Genomic DNA, 16216 nt, shown 5'->3' with positions numbered 1-16216 from the left:
CGGGGGCCTTCTTCTATTCAGAAGTCTCAGCGGGCGAAGTTGCCGCGGTAGTACTCGTAGACCCAGCCGACGATCGCGACGACGAAGATCGCGAGACCGATCGGGAGCAGGAAGTGTCCGACAGCAAGGCCGACGACGAAGACACCGGCCGAAGCGGCGAGCACGATCGGCCACCAGGACCACGGGCTGAACTCGCCGAGCTCGGGGTCACCGTCGTCGATGTCCGCCGTCAGGATGTCTTCCGGCAGCTCACCGTTCTGCGCCTTGTGCGTGCGATCGAGATAGAACGCGACCATCGCGGCCATGAAGGCTGCGAAGAACAGGGCGACAGTGCCGACCCACTCGATCCGCATCGCGAAGTTGTCGGACGGAGTGACCAGGATGTGCCAGCCGGTGTAGACGACACCGACGAGGGCGAAGAACGCTGTCAGCACCCACCAGAGAATGACGTTGTCGCGCATGACTTAGTGGGCCTCTCGCTCGCCGGGCGCCGTGGTCGCGAACTCGGCAGCCTCCGGGTGATTCAGGTCGAACGCGGGACGCTCGCTGCGGATACGCGGGATCGACGTGAAGTTGTGCCGCGGCGGCGGGCACGACGTCGCCCACTCGAGCGAAGCACCGTAGCCCCACGGGTCGTTTACCGTGACCTTCGGAGCCTTGCGGGCCGTGATCCACACGTTCAGGAAGAACGGCAGCATCGAGGCGCCGAGGATGATCGCACCGATCGTGGAGACCTGGTTCTGCCAGGTCCAGCCGTCTGCCGCGGAGTAGTCCGCGTAGCGGCGCACCATGCCGTCGACACCCAGCCAGTGCTGGATGAGGAACGTCATGTGGAAGCCGATGAACAGCATCCAGAAGTGCACGTAACCGAGACGCTCGTTGAGCATGCGACCGGTCCACTTCGGCCACCAGAAGTAGAAGCCGGCGAACATGGCGAACACGACGGTGCCGAACACCACGTAGTGGAAGTGAGCGACGACGAAGTACGAGTCGGAGAGGGCGAAGTCCAGCGGCGGGGCCGCGAGGATGACACCGGTCAGACCGCCGAAGACGAACGACACGAGGAATCCGAGTGCGAAGACCATCGGAGTCTCGAACGTCACCGATCCTCGCCAGAGCGTGCCGATCCAGTTGAAGATCTTCACACCCGTCGGCACGGCGATGAGCATCGTCATGAGGGCGAAGAAGGGCAGCAGCACCGATCCGGTCACGTACATGTGGTGCGCCCACACGGCGACGGAGAGAGCGGCGATCGCGATCGTCGCGTAGACCAGCGTCTTGTATCCGAAGATCGGCTTACGGCTGAAGACCGGGAAGATCTCCGACACGATGCCGAAGAACGGCAGAGCGATGATGTAGACCTCGGGGTGGCCGAAGAACCAGAACAGGTGCTGCCACAGCAGGACACCGCCGTTGGCGGGGTCGTAGATGTGAGCGCCGAGGATGCGGTCCGCTGCAGCGGCGAAGATCGCTGCCGCGAGCACGGGGAACGCCATCAGGATGAGCAGGCTCGTGATGAGCGTGTTCCAGGAGAAGATCGGCATGCGCCACATCGTCATGCCGGGAGCGCGCATCGTGATGATCGTGGTGATGAAGTTGACGGCACCGAGGATGGTTCCGAAACCGGAGATGCCCAGTCCGACCATCCAGAGGTTTCCACCCGCGCCCGGCGAGAACGACGCACCGGCCAGCGGTTGATAGGCGAACCATCCGAAGGAGGCCGCGCCCTGCGGGGTGAGGAAGCCGGCGACCGCGATGGTCGAGCCGAAGAGGAAGAGCCAGAAGGCAAACGCGTTCAGACGCGGGAAGGCCACGTCGGGGGCGCCGATCTGCAACGGCAGGATCGCGTTGGCGAAGCCCGCGAAGAGCGGCGTCGCGAACATCAGCAGCATGATCGTGCCGTGCATCGTGAACAGCTGGTTGTACTGCTCCTTCGTCGGGACGATCTGCATGCCCGGCGCGAACAGCTCGGCGCGGATGACGAGGGCCATCACGCCACCGAGGAGGAAGAACAGCACGGACGCGATCAGGTACATGTACCCGATGGTCTTGTGGTCGGTGGAGGTGATCCACTTGACGACGATGTTGCCCTTCTGCTCCACGCGCGAGGAGCTCATGAGAGCGGCCTGGCGGGCGGGCAGAGTGGTCGGACGCGACTGGGGAGTCTCGTCGGTACGGGGAGCTTCTGTGGTCGACATGACTTACTCCCCTCCTTCCTCGGTGTCGGTCTTCGGGGTCGTCCCCGGGAAGTTCGAGAGACGGTCGTACGCGTCGGTGATGTCGCCCGTGTTGCCCTTCTCCTCGAGCGACTCGAGGTACGCGTCGTAGTCGTCCTGAGAGACGACCTTGACGTTGAAGAGCATCATCGAGTGATACTCACCGCAGAGCTCGGCACACTTGCCGGCGTACTCGCCCTCACGGGTGGGGATGAACGACCAGGAGTTGTCCTTCCCGATGAACATGTCCTTCTTGTAGAGGAAGTCGATGATCCAGAAAGAGTGGATGACGTCGCGCGACTGCAGGTCGATCGTGACCTTCTTGTCGACCGGCAGAACCAGGGTCGGCAGCTGCGACTGATCGATGTTGCCTTCGGCGTCGGGCTGGGCCTGGATGCCCATCGTCCACACGGCGTCGGAGTTGTCCTCTTCTTCACCGTCGTACTGGAAGTCCCACGCCCACTGCTTGGCGATCGCGGTGATCTCGACGTCGGGCTCGTCCCACTTGGCCTCGATCTCGGTCTGATCACGAGCGGTGAAGAAGAACATTCCCAGCACGAGGATGAGCGGCACGATCGTGTAGAAGATCTCGATCGGCATGTTGTAGCGCATCTGCACCGGGAGGCCGGTCTGGCCCTTGCGGCGACGGTACGCGATCGCGGCCCAGGCCATCAGGCCCCACGTGATGATGCCGACGGCGAGAAGCACGATCCAGGAGTTCACCCAGAGCGAGGAGACGCGCTCGGTCTGATTGGTGGCTGCGGGGCCACCCTCCACGAAGCCCGGAAGAAAGCCGTTCAGCTCGGTGGGAGAACATCCCGCCAGGGCCAAGGCTGCCACGACTCCCACAGGGAGTGCGGCCCAACGAAGGCTGCGTTTCGAGGGCACGATGCACCTTTCAGATCGCGAACAGAGCACACCCAAGTCTAGGGCAACCTCACACCTGATTCATGCCAACCACGCAGGTTCCGAAAGCGGAACGGCCGCCGTCACCCATGGTGACGGCGGCCGTTCGGCAGACGGACGATCAGTGGAAGCTGTCGCCGCAGGCGCAGCTGCCCGCTGCGTTGGGGTTGTCGATCGTGAACCCCTGCTCGGAGATCGTGTCCTTGAAGTCGATCGCCGCACCGTCGAGGTACGGGACGCTCATGTTGTCGATGATCACCTCGACGCCGTCGAAGTCGACGGTCTCGTCGCCTTCGAGGTAGCGCTCGTCGAAGTACAGCTGGTAGATCAGGCCCGAGCATCCGCCGGGCTGCACGGCGACGCGAAGACGGAGATCGTCGCGGCCTTCCTGCTCGAGGAGGTTCTTCACCTTGACGGCGGCAGCGTCGGTCAGGGTGACGCCGTGTGCGCGGGTGGTCTCTGGGGAGAGTGTGGTGTCGCTCATGTCGCTCCTTGTGACGGGCCGCAGGTGCACGGCTTCTCGGACGATTCTACCGCCGCAGATCCTGTGAGGCTCAGAGTTCTGCAGCATTCATGCGGGTGAGCAGCAGCGCCTCGGTCGCGACCGCATGGCGGAAGGTGTCGAGGTGCAGCGACTCGTTGGGGCTGTGCGCCCGCGAATGCGGGTCCTCGACACCGGTGACGAGGATCTGCGCAGCCGGGAACTCCCGCACCAGGTCGGCGATGAACGGGATCGAACCGCCGACGCCCAGGTCCACCGGCGGAACCCCGTAGCCGTCGTGCATCGCGTCGCGCGTGAGCTGCACCGCCCAGCCGCTGGTGTCGACGAGGAAGCCATCCCCCAGGTCGACATCCGAGAAGGTGAGCTCCGCGCCGAACGGAGCGTGAGCCCGCAGGTGGCTCTCGAGGGCGTCATACGCGGCCTGCCCCGTCTGCCCGGGCGCGACACGAGCGCTGATCACGACCGTGACCTCGGGAAGCAGGGTGTTGGATGCCGCCGCCACGCTCGTCGCGTCGATGCCGATCACCGTCACCGCGGGCTTGTTCCAGATCCGGCTGAGGATCGTGCCGTCACCGATCGGAGTGGTGCCGGGCAGGAGCCCTGCCTCGTCACGGAGTGTCGCCTCGGTGTAATCGGGAGTGGGCGCATCGCGCTCGGTCATCCCCGCCACCGCCACCGAGCCGTCGGAGTTCCACAGCGTGGAGAGCAGTTTCACGGTCGACATCATCGCGTCGGGCACCGCTCCCCCGAACATCCCCGAGTGGGACGCGTGATCGAGGGTGCGCACGCGCAGCGTGAAGCGCGCGTTCCCGCGAAGCGAGACGGTGAGGCCCGGGGTGACCGAATCCCAGTTGCCGGAGTCGGCGACGACGATGGCGTCCGCGCGGAGCGCCTCCTTGTTGTCGGAGAGGAACTGAGCGAAGGAACGAGACCCGTACTCCTCCTCCCCCTCGATGAACATCGCGATACCGAGGTCGAGGTCGTCCCCCAGCACCTCGTGTACGGCTCGGATCGACGCGATGTGCGCCATGATCCCCGCCTTGTCGTCTGCGGCGCCGCGTCCGTACAGACGCCCGTCACGGACCGTCGGCTCAAACGGCGGGGTCTCCCAGAGGGCGTCATCACCGGGAGGCTGCACGTCGTGGTGCGCGTAGAGCAGGATCGTCGGCTTGCCGTTGCGGGCCGCGCGCGTGGCGAGGACTGCCGGCTGTCCCTGCTCATCGGTGCCCGGGATCGCGGCACGGAGCACACGCACCTCGTCGAAGACACCGGTGTCCGAGGCCAGCGCAGCCACGGCTTCCGCGCTGCGCTCCAGCTGGGTCTGATCGAACGCGGGCCAGGCCATTCCCGGGATGCGCACGAGGTGGCCGAGGTCCGACAACGCGGAGGGGATACCGGTCGCCACAGCCTCGAGGACGGCGGCATCGGGCTCACGGGGAGGAACAGGAGAGGTCATGCGAGTAATCTTAAGGTGATCCCCCGCAGCGAACCGAGGAACTCCGTGGCCACTACCCCTGTCTCCCCTTCGACGAACGACGACGCCCCCGAGACGCCCGCCGTCGGAAAGGGGCGCGCGACGCCGACCCGTGCGGAGCAGGAGGCTGCCCGCCGCCGCCCCCTGGTCGCCAACACCAAAGAGGCCAAAGCCGCCGCCAAGGCCGAGCTCAACGAGCGCCGAGCCAAGGCACAGGCCGGCATGGCCGCCGGCGAGGAGAAGTACCTCCCCGTCCGCGACAAGGGGCCTCAGCGCCGCTGGGTGCGCGACTACGTCGATGCGGGCTGGCACCCGGCCGAGTTCGTGATGGGCGTCATGGTGCTGGTCATCCTCGCCTCGCTGCTGCCCACGAACATGATGATCTCGTTCTACGCGTACCTGGTGATGATGGGGTACCTGGTGATCGCGATCGGCGGCATGGTCCTGCTGGCCATGCGGGTCAAGCGCAAGGCTGCGGCGAAGTTCGGCAAGGAGCGTCTCGAGCGCGGTCTCGGCTGGTACGCGGCGATGCGGGCTCTGCAGATGCGATTCATGCGCTTGCCGAAGCCGCAGGTCAAGCGCGGGCAGTACCCCGACTGATCAGTCCCCTGTTGATCTCGCGGCCCCAGAACGGACCGCGGTACAGGAACGCCGTGTAGCCCTGCACGAGAGTGGCGCCGGCTTCCAGACGCTCCTGCACGTCTGCAGCGGTCTCGACACCGCCGACCGCGATCACGCAGAAGTCGGCGGGAACCGCGCCTCGCACGACGCGCAGCACCTCGAGCGAGCGCTGCTTCAACGGCGCCCCCGACAGACCACCGGCGCCGGCGGCCTCGACCTTCGCCGCATCCGAGAGCAGGCCGTCTCGGCTGATGGTCGTGTTGTTCGCGATGATGCCGGCGAGTCCTTCGGCCACTGCCAGCTGCGCGATCGCCGCGATCTCCTCGTCCGGAAGGTCCGGTGCGATCTTCACGAGCAGCGGCGTGGCACCGGAGGCCTGCTTGACCGCCCGCAAGAGCGGGGCGAGGGTCTCCACCGCCTGCAGCCCGCGCAGCCCCGGCGTGTTAGGAGACGACACGTTCACGGCGAGGTAGTCGGCGAGCGGGGCGAGACGAGTCGCGGAAGCCACGTAGTCGGCCGTCGCGTTCTCCACGTCCACCACCCGACTCTTGCCGATGTTGACGCCGACCACCGTGTCGGGCGCTCCACGGCGCAGACGGGCCAGACGGCGCGCTGCCGCGTCCGCGCCCGCGTTGTTGAAGCCCATCCGGTTGATGACGGCACGATCGGCGATGAGACGGAACAGACGCGGCTTGGGGTTGCCCTCCTGCGGGACCGCGGTGAGCGTGCCGACCTCCACGTGCCCGAAGCCGAGAGCTGCCAGGCCCCGCACCCCGACCGCGTTCTTATCGAACCCGGCCGCGATGCCGAACGGCGAGGGGAAGGTGAGACCGAGAGCCTCGACTCGCAGCGATGGGTCCGGGCGCGTCATGGCACGCGTCACCCAGGAGAGGGGGCGCACGCCGAGAACACGGATCACCGCCATGCCGGCGTGGTGGGCGAACTCGGGGTCGAAGCGCGAGAGGACAGCGCGGAAGAGCAGCGGATACATCCCTGCCAGATTACCGCTCCGCGGGCTCCTGCTTCGTGTGGTCGGCCCGCAGATCGGTGATCGCTGCCTCGAAGTCCTCGAGCGAGTCGAACGCCTGGTAGACGCTGGCGAAGCGGAGGAACGCGACCTCGTCGAGCTCACGCAACGGGCCCAGGATGGCGAGACCGATCTCGTTCGCGTCGAGCTGCGAGACACCGGTCTGGCGAACGGCCTCCTCCACACGCTGCGCGAGGATCGCGAGGTCGGCCTCGGTCACCGGCCGCCCCTGACAGGCCTTGCGCACGCCGGAGATGACCTTCTCGCGGCTGAACGGCTCCATGACGCCGGAGCGCTTGATGACGTTGAGGCTCGCCGTCTCGGTGGTGGTGAACCGGCCCCCGCATTCCGGGCACTGGCGGCGGCGTCTGATCGACAACCCGTCGTCGCTGGTGCGCGAGTCGATGACACGGGAGTCGGGATGACGACAGAAGGGGCAGTGCATCTGACCGATCCTACGCCGTGAAACGCGCCTCGATCGCCTCGCCGTGTGCAGGGAGCACCTCGGTTTCGGCGAGGGCCACGACACCGGCGCGAACGACTGACAGCGCCGCGCGATCATACGAGATGACCTGCTGCGGGCGCAGGAACGTGTAGGACCCGAGACCGGGCGCATACCGCGCCTGACCGCCGGTCGGAAGCACGTGGTTGCTTCCCGCCATGTAGTCACCGAGGCTGACGGGAGTCTGGTCGCCGACGAAGACGGCACCGGCGCTGGTGAACGCCGCCGCCGCATCTGCGGCATCGGCGAGGTGCAGCTCGAGGTGCTCCGGAGCGTAGGCGTTGCTGAAAGCCGTCGCCATGGCACGGTCGTCGACGAGGACGATCGCGGATTGCGGACCGCTCAGAGCCGCCCCGACACGCTCGCTGTGTCGTGTGACCGCCGCCATCCGCTCGACCTCGACGGCGACCTGATCCGCGAGCCCGGCAGCATCCGTCACCAGGACGGCGGAAGCCTGTTCATCGTGCTCCGCCTGGCTGACCAGATCCGCAGCGATGAGTCTCGCATCGGCATCGGCATCGGCCACGACGAGGATCTCGGTCGCACCGGCCTCGGAATCCGTCCCGACGACGCCGGCGACGGCCCGCTTCGCAGACGCGACATAGTTGTTCCCCGGGCCGGAGACCACGTCGACGGGGTCGAGGCCGAGCGACGGAACGCCATGCGCGAAGGCGCCGATCGCGCCGGCTCCCCCCATGGCGTAGACCTCGGTGACGCCCAACAGGGCGGCGGCCGCAAGGATCGTCGGATGGATCCGACCGCCCTGATCGGCCTGCGGCGGGGACGCCAGAGCGATCTGCTCGACGCCCGCCACCTGCGCGGGAACCACGTTCATGATCACGCTCGACGGGTAGACCGCCTTGCCGCCGGGAATGTAGACGCCCACGCGGTGCACGGGTTGCCAGCGCTGCAGAATGCGCGCCCCAGGGCCGATCTCGGTGGTCTGAGGCGCCGGCACCTGGGCCTCGGAGCCACGGCGCACGCGCACGATCGCCTCTTCGAGCGCAGCGCGGACGGGGGGCTCGATGGATGCGAGGGCGTCGGCGATGTGCGCGGCGGGAACCCGCACGTCGTGGCCCGTCACCCGGTCGAACTGCTCCGCCTGCTCACGGAGAGCGGCCTCACCGCGAACGCGCACGTCCTCGACGATCCGGGCGGCGGTGTCGAGCGCCTCCGCCCGAGCCTGCGTGGCGCGCGGCACGGCCGCGAGCATGTCAGCGGGCGAGAGCTCGCGCCCCCGCAGATCGATCGTGCGCATTTCAGCCCTTCGAGATGTCGGAGATGTCGTGGAGGTAGCCGATCCGTCCGTCGTCATGTCGGACGACGTACGCACCTCCACGGTCCTCGATCACGAGGGCCCAGGCACTCGGCCCGATGCGGAACAGCGGTTCTCCTCGCTCGTCATGCACATCCCGTTCGGAGGCGGCGAGGATCCAGAACGGCTGCGCGGCGGGAGCCGCCTCGCGAGGATTCGTCGCGTCGAGATCAGCGTCGGCGTCGGCGAAGCCCTCGACGATGCGGGGCTCCGCTTCGGCCAGGACATCGCCGGTCTCGTAGGTCGCTGCGGTCTCGAGCAGCGACTCGATGCTTCCGGTGTCCGAGACGATCTCGGGCTCCTGTCCACGGGATCGACGGGAGTAGGCGGGCACGTAGTCCTCGTCGGAGGCGTCCTGGTCGGTCCCGACGCCACCGCCGGAGGCATGCGCCGTGAGAGGTACCTGCTCCGCGAGGTCGAGTCGGGCGATCTCGTCAGTCGCCTGTCGCCCGGTCGTCTCGATGTCGAGGCCGGTCACCGGGGGCAGCCCTGACGCATCGACGGTGACCTCGGGCTCGGTGCTGCTGGGGGAAACGGTCGACTCCGCGACGGGAGCGGGCTCGGGGCGCGGGCGCGCGATGACCGGGCGCACCGGATTCGCATTTCGATGCGCGAGCGTGACGAGGCGGCCGTGGAAGTCCTCCTTGAGACCCGGAATGATCGGGGCGAAGACTGTGAGCACGACCAGCGCGAGAGACGTGACGACCATCCCCACGCCGTTCCACGGGAGCCCCCAGTAGCCGGTGGCGATCAGCCCGGAGATCGAGAGCCACAGATTCCCGACCCAGACGACGGCCGCGACGGAGAACGCCACGGAGGCGAACTGGTCGATGCCCAGCGAGCCCACTCGGCGGATGCCATCCGGCGAGAAGCGGCGCAGCACCAGCAGGAAGACGGCCACGGTGGGAAGCGCGATGGGGAGGATCCACTGGATACCGATCCCCCAGAGCGAGAGGCCGCCGGTCAGCGGGAAGAAGGACAGCACGAAGGCCACCACCCATACGCCCACGATCAGCAGTTCACGCAGCGTGAATCCGAGAATGCCGAATTCCGGAGTCACCTCGTCGTCGTAGAGCACGCCGTCGTCGTCGCTGAAGATCGAGTCCTCGGGGTCCGACTCGGGAAGGTCGGGTTCGGAGGTGTCCGTACTCATGGTGGTCCTTTCGTCACAGTGCTCGACGGGGGGTGTTCGTCGTGCTGCCGACGGCTCACGATCCTACCCGCTCACCCCAGACAGGTGGGTCCGAGCAGTGACTTGAGGTCACCGAAGAGGTCTGCGGAGACCTTGACCGGCATCGGCACTTCGAAGACCTTCGCGGTCCCCCCACGATGCACGCGGAGCAGCACTTCGGTATCGCCGTTGTGGCGGCGAAGCACCTCGGCGAGCTCGGTCATCACCCGCTCCGTCGCGCGCTGCTCGGCGAGGACGAGCGACAGCGGACCCGCCGCATCGAACGAGCCGATGTCGGGCGCGAACGCCGATTGGGCGTGCAGGTTGAGCCCGTCGTCACGTCGGGAGACTCGTCCGCGGACAGCGAGGATCGCATCCTGCTGCAGCGTGTGCTGGAACTCGGTGTAGGTCTTCCCCATGAACATCACGGTCACCTCGCCGTTGAAGTCCTCGACGGTGATCATGCCGTAGGGGTTTCCGCTGGCCTTGGCGACGCGGTGCTGCACGCTGGTCACGAGTCCGGCGACCGTCACCTGATCGCCGTCCTGAAGGTCCTCGGAGTTGTTGAGGTCGTGGATCGAGATCGACGCGTGCTTGGCCAGCGGGACCTCGAGGCCCGCGAGCGGGTGATCGGAGACGTAGAGGCCGAGCATCTCCCGCTCGAAGGCGAGCTTGTCCTTCTTGATCCACTCCGGGCGGGCGGGCACCTTGGCGGGAGCCGCCTCTTCCATGCCGTCGTAGAGGCTGTCGAAATCGAAACCGATCGCTCCCTGGGCCTCATTGCGCTTACGGTCGACGGCTGCCTCGACCGCGTCCTCGTGTACCTCCATGAGAGCCCGCCGCGAGTCCCCCATCGAGTCGAAGGCACCGGCTTTGATCAGCGATTCGACGGTGCGCTTGTTCGAGACGTGCAGAGGGACTTTGTCGAGGAAGTGATGGAACGAGGTGAACCGCTCGTCCTTTCGAGCCCGCACGATGCCGTCGACGACATTGCTGCCGACGTTGCGCACAGCGCCGAGACCGAAGCGGATGTCATCGTCGACGGCCGCGAAGTAGTTGATCGAGTCGGACACGTCGGGAGGGAGCACCTTGATGCCCATGCGACGGCACTCGTTGAGGTACAGCGCCATCTTGTCTTTCGAGTCACCGACGCTGGTCAGCAGTGCCGCCATGTACTCGGCGGGATAGTGCGCCTTGAGGTAGGCGGTCCAGTACGACACGAGGCCGTACGCGGCGGAGTGGGCTTTGTTGAACGCGTAGTCCGAGAACGGAAGCAGGATGTCCCAGAGGGCCTTGATCGCCGCCTCTCCGAATCCGCGCTGCTTCATGCCCCCCGCGAAGCCCTCGTACTGCTTGTCGAGCTCGGACTTCTTCTTCTTTCCCATCGCTCGGCGCAGGATGTCTGCTTGTCCGAGGCTGAATCCGGCCACCGCCTGAGCGATCGCCATCACCTGCTCCTGGTAGATGATGAGGCCGTAGGACTCCTCCAGGATCTCCGCCAGAGGCTCCTCGAGCTCAGGGTGGATCGGCGTGATCTCCTGTAGACCGTTCTTGCGCAGCGCGTAGTTCGTGTGGGAGTTCGCTCCCATGGGGCCAGGGCGGTAGAGGGCGATAAGGGCCGAGATGTCACCGAAGTTGTCGGGCTTCATGAGGCGCATCAGCGAGCGCAGCGGCGGACTGTCGAGCTGGAAGACACCCAGGGTGTCGCCGCGCGCGAGCAGTTCGTACACCCCGGGATCATCGAGGCCGAGGTGCTCGAGGTCAAGTTCCTCGCCACGGTTCGTACGGATGTTGTCGAGCGCGTCGGAGATGATCGTGAGGTTACGGAGCCCCAGGAAGTCCATCTTGATCAGGCCGAGCGACTCGCACGACGGATAGTCGAACTGCGTGACGATCTGACCGTCCTGCTCCCGCTTCATGATCGGGATGATGTCGAGCAGCGGGTCGGACGACATGATCACGCCGGCGGCGTGCACGCCCCATTGACGCTTCAGACCTTCGAGACCGAGCGCGCGGTCGAAGACCGTCTTCGCCTCGGGGTCAGTCTCGATCAGCGCACGGAACTCGCTCGCCTCTTTGTACCGCGGGTGCGCCGAGTCGAACATACCGTCGAGGGGCATGTCCTTGCCCATGACGGGCGGCGGCATCGCCTTGGTCAGACGCTCCCCCATGCTGAACGGGAAGCCGAGCACGCGGCCCGCATCCTTCAGCGCCTGCTTGGACTTGATGGTGCCATAGGTGACGATCTGGGCGACGCGCTCCGAGCCGTACTTCTCCGTGACGTAGTCGATGACCTCGCCACGACGGCGATCATCGAAGTCGACGTCGAAGTCGGGCATCGAGACGCGGTCGGGGTTCAGGAAGCGCTCGAAGATCAGGCCGTGCTCGAGGGGGTCGAGGTCGGTGATCTTCATCGCGTACGCGACCATGGAACCGGCACCGGAGCCGCGTCCGGGACCGACGCGGATGCCGTTGTCCTTGGCCCAGTTGATGAAGTCGGCGACGACCAGGAAGTACCCGGGGAAGCCCATCTGCAGGATGATGCCTGTCTCGTACTCGGCCTGCTTGCGCACCTTGTCGGGGATGCCACCCGGGTACCGGTAGTGCAGGCCTGCCTCGACCTCTTTGATGAGCCAGCTGTCTTCGGTCTCGCCGTCCGGCACCGGGAACCGCGGCATGTAGTTCGCCGAGGTGTCGAACTCGACCTCGCAGCGCTCGGCGATCAACAGAGTGTTGTCGCAGGCCTCGGGGTGATCGCGGAACAGCTGCCGCATCTCCGCGGCGGTCTTGATGTAATAGCCGTCGCCGTCGAACTTGAAGCGGTTCGGGTCGTCCATGGTGGAGCCCGACTGCACGCACAGCAGAGCCTCGTGCGCATCGGCCTCGTGCTGATGCGTGTAGTGCGAGTCGTTGGTCGCGACCAGCGGGATGTTCAGGTCTTTCGCGAGGCGGAGCAGATCGGTCATCACCCGACGCTCGATGGAGAGACCGTGGTCCATGATCTCGGCGAAGTAGTTCTCCTTGCCGAAGATGTCCTGGAACTCTGCCGCCGCCGCCCGTGCCGCGTCGTACTGCCCCAGCCGGAGCCGCGTCTGCACTTCGCCAGACGGGCACCCCGTCGTCGCGATGATGCCCTTGCCATAGGTCTGGAGCAGCTCGCGGTCCATGCGGGGCTTGAAGTAGTAGCCCTCCATGCTCGACCGTGAACTGATCCGGAAGAGGTTGTGCATGCCCTGGGTGCTCTGGCTCCACATCGTCATGTGGGTGTAAGCGCCCGAGCCGGAGACGTCGTCGCTCTTCTGGTCGGGCGAGCCCCACTGCACGCGCGTCTTGTCGCTGCGGTGTGTGCCCGGCGTCATGTACGCCTCGAGCCCGATGATGGGCTTGATGCCCGCATTCCGCGCCGCGTTGTAGAACTCGAACGCCGCGAAGGTGTTGCCGTGATCGGTCACCGCGATGGCCGGCATGCCGTAATCGGCGGCCGCCTGGGTCATCGCATTGATCTTCGCCGCACCGTCCAACATGGAGTACTCGCTGTGCACATGAAGGTGGACGAAGGAGTCGGATGCCATGCCTTCGAGTCTACGGCGGAGCCCCGACACCGCAGGTCGGTGTCGGGGCTCGTTGCCGGCGATCGGCGACCGCTACGGACCCGAATTCACGAGGGAAACGGTGTACGTCGTCCGGATGTCGGGCACGTCTGCGGGCACCATGTCCCCCGAAGCACCGGACTCACGGTCGTAACGCACAGTATGGACAGTCACCCATCCCGTCGTCTCGTCGACGAGCATCGTCTCGGTCCGCGGGGAGTACTGTTCTCGGCGGACCTCGAAGCTGACGGTCCCGTCGTCCGACGGTGTGGTCCGCGCGAGGCCACTCAGAGTCAATGCACCCATGTACGCCTCGCGAACATCGGCCGGCGCGAAGTTCGACAGCAACGTGGACGTCATGTTCTCGAGGAGTGCATCATCCGTCTCCTCCTGGCCGGACGTCCATGTGCCGACGACCGCCCGCAGATGATCGAGAAGTGCGTGCGGTTCCCGCGGAAGGTCCGCGTAGTACTCCGTCGAACCCACGGGGGGAAAAGCGTCGCCCGCCAGCCCACCCGTGCTCCACGTCTCCCCGACCTTGCCGTCCATCGGCATGAGGGTGTTCCACCTCTGCTCCTCATCGGGCCCTTGCGCCCCAGGGAAGAGCGTCACCTTCTCGGCCGTGGGGCCGTGCGCCTGATACCAATCGCCCGAGCGATCCGCGGGAACGTACTGCTCGTCGTGATCGCGCGCCAGCAGAGCGGAGACGGGTGGGGACGACGACTGGGTCGTCCAGGCCCACGGGAACACCTCCCCTGACGAGGATCGGTAGTGCAGACGTTCGGTGACGCTGACGATGTGGAGGTACTGCCCCGCCTGCGGGGTCGTACCGGGGAAAGGCTCGGTCGTCCCGGTTCCCGAGGTCGCGGAGGGCTGAGGACTCGGCGACGCCTGCGGCTGCGGCGTCGCTGTCGGTGTCGGTGTCGGAATCGCCTCGACGCGAGGCGGCGGCGCTGTCTCCTGCGTGAAGACCACCACGGCTGTGGCCACCGCGGCTGTGGTCGCCACGGCGCCGGCGATCAACAGGGTTCGATGCGCGAGACGTCGGCGATTCCGCTCCCGGCTTTCGTCGATCCCACTCAGGAGGCGTGCACGAGCCGCGGCTACACGGTCGTCCGTGAGGCTCGCGCTCGTGTTCACCTCACGCACGCGTTCGAAAACGTCCATCGACCTCTCCTTCCTTCTCGCTCACAACTCGTTCTCGGCGGCTCCCTCTGGTCGGATCGAGTCGAGTTCGTATTCGATTCATTCGCGAGCGGACGGTGCCCACAGGTACGCCGAGGGCGACGGCGACCTCCTCATACGTCAGGTCTCCCCAGGCGTAGAGCAGCAGCGTGTCCCGTTCCTTCGCTGACAGCGCGGCGATGCGGGGCGCCAGCTCTCGGGTGGAGATCTCGGCGTCGAGGCGAGCGATCGTCCCCTCGAGGTCGCCGTGCGACACGTGTTCCTCGCGGTGTGCGGACTCCACGCTCGATCGGTGGTGCTTCGCCTCCCGAACTCGGTGCTTCTTGATCAACCGCGAGGCGATGCCGAACAACCACGGCAGCGCGGAGTCCCACGCCGCATCGAAAGATCTCCGTCGCGCGAAAGCGACCAGGAATGTCTCGCTGAGGATGTCCTCACCGGCATCGGGACCGAGGCGGCGAGCGGCATATCGACCCACCGATCCCGCGTGCCGATCGAACAGTTCAGCGAAGGCTCGGGGTTGCCCGAGCGACCGCTGAATGATCTCGCTATCTGTGCTCACACTATGTATTGCCCCTGAGTCGGCAAACGGTTCGAAATTATCTTGGGCGTCCCGCCGAGTCTACGGCGGAGCCCCGAAACCGGAGGTCGGTGTCGGGGCTCTCTGCCGGGTCGCTAGCCCTGGGGCGCGGAGTCCACGACGGAGGTGCGCACCGTGGTGGTGGAGTCGACCGTGTCGCCCGCAGGTCCTCCGCTTCCGTAGTTCTCCGAGATCGAGTCGACGAGGCCCTGCTCGGTATCGATCGCGATCTTCGTCGTCCGGTGGCCGGGAACGACGTACTGCAGCGTCGCCGTCGAACCATCCTCCGCCACCACCTCGAATCCGGGGATCAGCGCGATCGCGAGGAAGAACGCCGAGCGCAGGTCGGCAGGCATCAGGTTGATCGCCGACGGGTCGCTGAGACTCGCCACGAGCCAGCGGTCCCCCTCCTCCCCCGTCATCCCCGACTGCGCGCGGAGCCAGTCGAGCAGCGTCTGAGGATCCCTCGGCATATCGTCGTAATACGGCCGGTACCGGTCCGCCAGGTACGGCATCGGCGGTTCGTCGCCTCCCACGGCGAGATACTCGCCCGCCGGGAGCGTCTCGATCGTGCCGCGTCCACGAATCGCGGAGCCGGGCGAGGACGACCATTCCCGTGCTGCCTCCGCGCCACGGGGTCCGAAGGAGTCCACGACCTCGGAGGAGCCCCAGTCGTAGAACCAGTCACCAGCCCGGTCGGCCGGGACGTAGAGCACGCGCGTGTCGCGCTCCAGCACGGCGGCGTCGCCGCCGTCTCGCGAGGCGTTGAACGCGAACGTGTTCTCGTCATCATCATCGGCCCATTCGGCCTTCCAGAAATGGAGGTACTCACCGACGGTCTCGATCCGCAGGTACTGCCCGGGGACGAGTGTCGTGTCCTGCGCATCGAACGTCACCGCTGACGCACGCTCCAGCACTTCGGCTGCGGCCGCGTCGGGTGCGTCCGGTGGCGCGATGACAGAACCGGCCACGATCGCGGTCACGGCTACTCCGGCCACGAGACCACCGAGACCGATCCCGGTCCACGTGCGTCGTCGCGACGGCCGCGCTCGCTCCGGACGCGCACTCCGCGCCATCTCTCGCGTCAGCGCCCGTCGCGCAGCGAGAACGGTGTCTTCATCCACGCG

Annotated in this window: 14 protein-coding genes; 1 reads left to right on the top strand and 13 read right to left on the bottom strand. The window is 66.5% G+C overall.

From position 1 onward, the window contains the following. Positions 1–26: 26 nt before the first annotated feature. The 5 genes from ctaF to GZ67_RS0111195 all read right to left on the bottom strand — a co-directional run bounded on the left by ctaF (position 27) and on the right by GZ67_RS0111195 (position 5080). On the bottom strand, positions 27–461 hold the full coding sequence (gene ctaF, locus GZ67_RS0111215) for an aa3-type cytochrome oxidase subunit IV (RefSeq protein ID WP_029261586.1): 435 nt from the start codon (positions 459–461) through the stop codon (positions 27–29). Positions 462–464: 3 nt separating this feature from the next. Next, positions 465–2198 carry an aa3-type cytochrome oxidase subunit I gene (ctaD, locus tag GZ67_RS0111210; RefSeq protein ID WP_029261585.1) on the bottom strand — a complete coding sequence of 578 codons (1734 nt, stop codon included), beginning with the start codon at positions 2196–2198 and terminating at the stop codon, positions 465–467. 3 nt (positions 2199–2201) lie between these two features. Next, positions 2202–3104: an aa3-type cytochrome oxidase subunit II gene (gene ctaC, locus GZ67_RS0111205; RefSeq protein WP_029261584.1), complete on the bottom strand. Its 903-nt coding sequence runs from the start codon at positions 3102–3104 to the stop codon at positions 2202–2204. A gap of 139 nt (positions 3105–3243) precedes the next feature. Next, positions 3244–3606 (bottom strand): iron-sulfur cluster insertion protein ErpA, encoded by a 363-nt coding sequence (erpA, locus tag GZ67_RS0111200; RefSeq protein WP_029261583.1) that lies wholly within the window; start codon positions 3604–3606, stop codon positions 3244–3246. Positions 3607–3676: 70 nt separating this feature from the next. Next, positions 3677–5080: a dipeptidase gene (locus GZ67_RS0111195; protein ID WP_029261582.1), complete on the bottom strand. Its 1404-nt coding sequence runs from the start codon at positions 5078–5080 to the stop codon at positions 3677–3679. Positions 5081–5125: 45 nt separating this feature from the next. On the opposite strand from GZ67_RS0111195, the gene GZ67_RS0111190 reads away from it, so the two are divergent. Then, positions 5126–5698: a DUF3043 domain-containing protein gene (locus GZ67_RS0111190; RefSeq protein ID WP_029261581.1), complete on the top strand. Its 573-nt coding sequence runs from the start codon at positions 5126–5128 to the stop codon at positions 5696–5698. Here GZ67_RS0111190 and GZ67_RS0111185 read toward each other — a convergent pair. The 8 genes from GZ67_RS0111185 to GZ67_RS20175 all read right to left on the bottom strand — a co-directional run bounded on the left by GZ67_RS0111185 (position 5673) and on the right by GZ67_RS20175 (position 16213). Continuing rightward, positions 5673–6710, bottom strand: coding sequence for a quinone-dependent dihydroorotate dehydrogenase (locus GZ67_RS0111185; RefSeq protein WP_029261580.1), 1038 nt, complete (start codon positions 6708–6710; stop codon positions 5673–5675). The two genes, GZ67_RS0111190 and GZ67_RS0111185, sit on opposite strands and share 26 nt — an antisense overlap. 10 nt (positions 6711–6720) lie before the next feature. Then, positions 6721–7191: a transcriptional regulator NrdR gene (nrdR, locus tag GZ67_RS0111180; protein WP_029261579.1), complete on the bottom strand. Its 471-nt coding sequence runs from the start codon at positions 7189–7191 to the stop codon at positions 6721–6723. Positions 7192–7201: 10 nt separating this feature from the next. Beyond that, positions 7202–8506, bottom strand: a complete 1305-nt coding sequence (gene hisD, locus GZ67_RS0111175; protein ID WP_029261578.1) for a histidinol dehydrogenase — start codon at positions 8504–8506, stop codon at positions 7202–7204. 1 nt (position 8507) lies between these two features. After that, entirely contained in the window at positions 8508–9716 is a 1209-nt protein-coding gene (locus GZ67_RS0111170) for a hypothetical protein (protein WP_029261577.1), read from the bottom strand. Positions 9717–9787: 71 nt separating this feature from the next. Next, positions 9788–13306, bottom strand: a complete 3519-nt coding sequence (dnaE, locus tag GZ67_RS0111165) for a DNA polymerase III subunit alpha (protein WP_029261576.1) — start codon at positions 13304–13306, stop codon at positions 9788–9790. Between the two features lie 72 nt (positions 13307–13378). Further along, positions 13379–14491 carry a hypothetical protein gene (locus GZ67_RS0111160; protein ID WP_029261575.1) on the bottom strand — a complete coding sequence of 371 codons (1113 nt, stop codon included), beginning with the start codon at positions 14489–14491 and terminating at the stop codon, positions 13379–13381. Continuing rightward, positions 14466–15071 carry an RNA polymerase sigma factor gene (locus tag GZ67_RS0111155; protein ID WP_036303274.1) on the bottom strand — a complete coding sequence of 202 codons (606 nt, stop codon included), beginning with the start codon at positions 15069–15071 and terminating at the stop codon, positions 14466–14468. Before GZ67_RS0111155 ends, GZ67_RS0111160 begins: the two co-directional genes overlap by 26 nt. Positions 15072–15184: 113 nt before the next feature. Next, positions 15185–16213, bottom strand: a complete 1029-nt coding sequence (locus GZ67_RS20175) for a hypothetical protein (RefSeq protein ID WP_136025760.1) — start codon at positions 16211–16213, stop codon at positions 15185–15187. Positions 16214–16216 lie beyond the last annotated feature (3 nt).

The organism is Microbacterium sp. Cr-K20, assembly GCF_000708325.1.
Lineage (GTDB): Bacteria > Actinomycetota > Actinomycetes > Actinomycetales > Microbacteriaceae > Microbacterium.
Note: the sequence above shows the minus strand (reverse complement) of the source record. Positions and strands in the feature narration are given on the sequence as shown.

What these genes read in the sequence shown, in the direction of transcription:
- ctaF (WP_029261586.1), bottom strand. Translation starts at nt 461, where the DNA reads ATGCGCGACAACGTCATTCTCTGGTGGGTGCTGACAGCGTTCTTCGCC.
- ctaD (WP_029261585.1), bottom strand. Translation starts at nt 2,198, where the DNA reads ATGTCGACCACAGAAGCTCCCCGTACCGACGAGACTCCCCAGTCGCGT.
- erpA (WP_029261583.1), bottom strand. Translation starts at nt 3,606, where the DNA reads ATGAGCGACACCACACTCTCCCCAGAGACCACCCGCGCACACGGCGTC.
- GZ67_RS0111195 (WP_029261582.1), bottom strand. Translation starts at nt 5,080, where the DNA reads ATGACCTCTCCTGTTCCTCCCCGTGAGCCCGATGCCGCCGTCCTCGAG.
- GZ67_RS0111185 (WP_029261580.1), bottom strand. Translation starts at nt 6,710, where the DNA reads ATGTATCCGCTGCTCTTCCGCGCTGTCCTCTCGCGCTTCGACCCCGAG.
- nrdR (WP_029261579.1), bottom strand. Translation starts at nt 7,191, where the DNA reads ATGCACTGCCCCTTCTGTCGTCATCCCGACTCCCGTGTCATCGACTCG.
- hisD (WP_029261578.1), bottom strand. Translation starts at nt 8,506, where the DNA reads ATGCGCACGATCGATCTGCGGGGGCGCGAGCTCTCGCCCGCTGACATG.
- GZ67_RS0111170 (WP_029261577.1), bottom strand. Translation starts at nt 9,716, where the DNA reads ATGAGTACGGACACCTCCGAACCCGACCTTCCCGAGTCGGACCCCGAG.
- dnaE (WP_029261576.1), bottom strand. Translation starts at nt 13,306, where the DNA reads ATGGCATCCGACTCCTTCGTCCACCTTCATGTGCACAGCGAGTACTCC.
- GZ67_RS0111160 (WP_029261575.1), bottom strand. Translation starts at nt 14,491, where the DNA reads ATGGACGTTTTCGAACGCGTGCGTGAGGTGAACACGAGCGCGAGCCTC.